The organism is Plebeiibacterium sediminum (assembly GCF_026013605.1).
In the GTDB taxonomy this organism is placed as follows: Bacteria; Bacteroidota; Bacteroidia; order Bacteroidales; family Marinilabiliaceae; genus Saccharicrinis; species Saccharicrinis sediminus.
In genome coordinates this window covers 1-344 of sequence record NZ_JAPDPJ010000387.1, presented here as the reverse complement: position 1 = coordinate 344, position 344 = coordinate 1, and the positions used below count along the sequence as shown (strand labels likewise).

Genomic DNA, 344 nt, shown 5'->3' with positions numbered 1-344 from the left:
TTCTTAATTATTGGTAAAACCATTATGGGTAAAGGAGCTGTTAAAGAAGATGGTTCATCATTCGAAAAACAAGTTTCTACTCACGGACAACCTTTATCTGCTGCAGGTGCTTGTTTTGCAAGTACAATTAAAGCATTAGGTGGCGACGCTGAAAATCCATTCCAGATTTTTGATGATGTTGCAGCGATGTATGCTGAAGCGCAAGCTAAAAAAGCTGAGTATGTTGCAGCTAAAAAAGCAGAGCAAGCAGAGTGGGAAAAAGCAAATCCTGAGTTAGCAGCTAAATTTGCTAAATTCTTCTCAGGTGATGCTCCGGAAATTGACTACAGTGCTATTGAGCAAAA

The 344-nt window shown here is 39.2% G+C and carries 1 protein-coding gene; it reads left to right on the top strand.

All coding sequences use genetic code 11. The features are described 5' to 3' along the window. Window positions 1-344 (top strand): thiamine pyrophosphate-binding protein (locus OM075_RS25885; RefSeq protein WP_494515760.1); only part of this gene is annotated, 344 nt, incomplete at both ends.